The organism is uncultured Cetobacterium sp. (assembly GCF_947039425.1).
GTDB lineage: Bacteria > Fusobacteriota > Fusobacteriia > Fusobacteriales > Fusobacteriaceae > Cetobacterium_A.
On sequence record NZ_CAMQYW010000227.1, the window covers coordinates 1 to 3,261 of the forward strand.

The following is a 3,261-nucleotide window of genomic DNA, read 5'->3' on the forward strand; positions in this document are numbered from 1 at the left end:
TTTGAACAGATGCAGAAAGAACTAAATTTATTCTCTTTCCTGTTTTTAATTTTAAAGCTGCTTTGTCTAGTCCTAAGAACTTAATAGTAGTTGCCATAGCTTCAGGTTGACCTATTAAGACCTCTTTATGAGCTCCAAGACCTAAAACATTAATCTCTTCCTCTTTAAAACTAATTTCAGGCATTTTAAATGACGCAATTCCTAAAATCTTTTCATTTCCTTCTATTTTCACACTACATTCTTGTATCAATGCTGGGATTGACATATTTATTTCCTCCCTTTATATTTTATATATTTCCACTGCAAATTCTGAACTATTAAGAACATTAAATCTTAGATCTTCTCCTATAGGAACATCTCCAACTGTTATTAACCATTCAAATTTTCCACCTGCAATACTCTGACCTGGATTATCTTCTTGTCTGAATTCTACTCTCCCGCCAAGTAGTCTTTCTTTACTAATTAATGTTCCTAAGAACTGATTGATATTATCTCTAATAGCTATTGCCCTTGATTTTGGCATTCTCTTATCTACTTCTGATTGATTATTTATTGCAATGGTGTTACATAGGTACTGAGTCATCCTCTTAGCATGAATCCAAATATCTTTTTTCTCACCAGTTCCTCCAGGCTGAAAAGCTGAAGTTCTATTTCCCCAAAACATAAAACCACCAGGAGTATTAATTGCTGTTATTATTCCATTTTCATTTAATAGATTTCCTTGAACTTCATCAAGAATAACATCTTCATAGACTCCTTCTGAATTTTTATAAACTATTTTAGAAACTTTAGCAGATTTATTTGAAGGAGAATCACAAGGAACTCCATCATTTAAAGAATCACCTCTTTTTAGTTCACATGCTATAAGAGTAGATAAATGTATTAGTTGATTGCCTATTACACCTTTCCCATATGTTAAAAGTTGTTCTGGATCTATTGCATTATTTTCTTTTTTCCATTTAATAGCATCTCCATATGGAGTAGTTTCTGGAATATCTGCAATAATAATTGATTTCCATTTACTATTAACATTTTCAAATTTAGTGTTCATAATTGTTCTAATTTCATTATTATCTGTAAATCCAGGAGATATTCCTATTCCAGGAATCATTGAATATTTTGAGAAAATATCTTCTATTGCTTCAAGTCCTTTTCTTTTTAGTGTTGTTATATCAACTCCACCAATAATATCTCCTGGTTGAATTAATGCAGGATTTAATACCTTTACACTTCCAGATACTGTTGCTGTATCAACTTCTAATAGTATTTCTAATTGTCCTTTTGAATTAAATGATGTTTCTATTGCATCTCCATTTATTGCTGTTCCCTCAGCATTTGTTAATCTTAGCTCTCCTGGAATAGCTCCCAAATGCTCTATTACTACTTTTTTATTCTTTACTATTAGATTTTCAAATGCATGAACTTCTCCATGTTTAGTAGGGTCTAGCACATTAATACAGATGATTGGTGCCACTCCAAATAATTGGAAGGCTGTATATAAAGTTTCTGAAATATTAAATCCTTTAATATTATTAACTCCTCCAAAATATTTAGCAGCATCAGTTTCATTTTGAATTAAAACTGGAGTATCTATACACTTTAAATCTCCCATATTTATTGGAGCTGCTCCAATTACTACAATTGGAGACTTTGATGCAAGATAAACTTTTTCATTTGATTCTAATTCTTTTGTTGAAATTCCATGTTTAAAAGTCATCCTTTAAGCACCTCCTCCTGGATTTTTGATAACTTTTTATTTAAAAAACTATCCTTATTTTTTAAATCATTTTTTTTATTTGAATAATCTTCAGTTAAGATAAATAAAGGTTCTACTTTTTTATTTTCCTTAAGTATTAACTCTAAATCCTTTGTAGATATAACCATGTTCTTTCTTAAGAATATATGATTTATTTGAAGATCATTTCCTATATAAATATATTTTTTCATTATTCACCTCTATTTATTATTTAGGAATATCTGATTGGAATTTAATTCTAGTCCCCCAAACATTTTCTCCACAATCTTCTGCATCAAAATCTTCAACTATTGTTGTAGGATCAAGAGTATATGCATTATTTTTTGTTGGAGTTTCATCTAAAATTTTTGATATTTGTTCCGATAAATTAAATATTTTTGTTATTCCTTCACTATCATTATCTGATTTTACTGCTACTAATAACTCAAATTCTCTTCTTTTAAAATATCCCTGTCTTTTAGATTTACCTGGCCTTATTAATATAAAAGGAAAAATACTATCGCTTTTCCCTTTTTCTACTAATCCTGGTTCTGGAATAAATATCTCATAAAAATTTAAAGAAGGATCATTTATTTTTTCTTTTAAATGCTTTAATATCTCTTTTTGCATTAGTATTTCTCTAGACATTTTGCATCTCCTTTTCCATTAATTTCTTTAAAGTTTCATTAAAAATTTGATTTGCTTTATTCATAATTTTTTCATCAACTTCTTTTACTGACATTTGAAACATAGAAGGAGATTTAACTTTTGTAATATGATTTCTTTCTCTATTTCTAATAAATAGCCCTAATTTGCTTGTATTACTCTTGTAATAAGCCCAGAATAATGTTTTCATTTCCTTAGTTCCATTTTTCTTTTTTACACTTGCAAGTAGCTTACTTTCACTTCTTCCTGGAGTCATTAAAGATACATAGAAATCACTTATAGCATTTCTCTTTGTATAAGCTAGTATTGACTTTTCATTACCCTTTTTAGAGGTCTTTAAACCGTCATTAACTAACTTATCATAAATTTCATAATCATCTTTAACTCTAGTTTTTATTTGAGATCTAACATAAGTTATCGCTTTGCTTAAAGCTTTATTTATTAACTTATTTATTTTCCCTGATTCTTTTCCAAAGAATACTTTTAAATTTTTAAGAACCTCATCTTCTATTTCAAGTGATATCATGTTGCTTTTCTCCCTAAAATTATTGTTGTAGTAAAATCTCCAACAGTTGCTTTTTTTATATAATAAGTTTCTCCATTAACTTTTACTTTTATTCCTATATTAATTTTATAGTTTTCAAATACTGTGTTATTAAGCCCTAATATAACTCCTTCTTTAGGTAGATCTTTATAAGAGAGTCTTGGATTAACCCAAGTACTCTCTATATTTGTTAATGTACCCTTTGTTTTAAAGATTAAATCTTTTGAAAACTCCAGGATTATATTCTCTGCAAACTCATTTATATTTAAAAAAACTTTATCAATATCTTCCTTAACTAAATCTTTAAATGTCTTCA

General features: G+C 28.2%; 6 protein-coding genes. All 6 read right to left on the reverse strand.

Annotated elements, in window-relative coordinates; translation table 11 throughout:
• Nucleotides 1–265, reverse strand: a 265-nt coding sequence (locus Q0V09_RS09580) for a phage major tail tube protein (RefSeq protein ID WP_297488946.1), incomplete at its 3' end; no start/stop codon positions are given.
• Between the two features lie 15 nt (nt 266–280).
• Entirely contained in the window at nt 281–1,717 is a 1,437-nt protein-coding gene (locus Q0V09_RS09585) for a phage tail protein (protein WP_297488949.1), read from the reverse strand.
• On the reverse strand, nt 1,714–1,947 hold the full coding sequence (locus tag Q0V09_RS09590) for a hypothetical protein (RefSeq protein ID WP_297488952.1): 234 nt from the start codon (nt 1,945–1,947) through the stop codon (nt 1,714–1,716). The genes Q0V09_RS09585 and Q0V09_RS09590 overlap by 4 nt, the downstream gene beginning before the upstream one ends.
• 16 nt (nt 1,948–1,963) lie before the next feature.
• Nucleotides 1,964–2,383 (reverse strand): hypothetical protein, encoded by a 420-nt coding sequence (locus Q0V09_RS09595; protein ID WP_297488955.1) that lies wholly within the window; start codon nt 2,381–2,383, stop codon nt 1,964–1,966.
• Nucleotides 2,376–2,927 carry a hypothetical protein gene (locus Q0V09_RS09600; protein ID WP_297488957.1) on the reverse strand — a complete coding sequence of 184 codons (552 nt, stop codon included), beginning with the start codon at nt 2,925–2,927 and terminating at the stop codon, nt 2,376–2,378. Before Q0V09_RS09600 ends, Q0V09_RS09595 begins: the two co-directional genes overlap by 8 nt.
• Nucleotides 2,924–3,261 (reverse strand): hypothetical protein (locus Q0V09_RS09605; protein ID WP_297488960.1); only part of this gene is annotated, 338 nt, incomplete at its 5' end. The genes Q0V09_RS09600 and Q0V09_RS09605, both read right to left, overlap by 4 nt.

What these genes read in the sequence shown, in the direction of transcription:
- Q0V09_RS09585 (WP_297488949.1), bottom strand. Translation starts at nt 1,717, where the DNA reads ATGACTTTTAAACATGGAATTTCAACAAAAGAATTAGAATCAAATGAA.
- Q0V09_RS09590 (WP_297488952.1), bottom strand. Translation starts at nt 1,947, where the DNA reads ATGAAAAAATATATTTATATAGGAAATGATCTTCAAATAAATCATATA.
- Q0V09_RS09595 (WP_297488955.1), bottom strand. Translation starts at nt 2,383, where the DNA reads ATGTCTAGAGAAATACTAATGCAAAAAGAGATATTAAAGCATTTAAAA.
- Q0V09_RS09600 (WP_297488957.1), bottom strand. Translation starts at nt 2,927, where the DNA reads ATGATATCACTTGAAATAGAAGATGAGGTTCTTAAAAATTTAAAAGTA.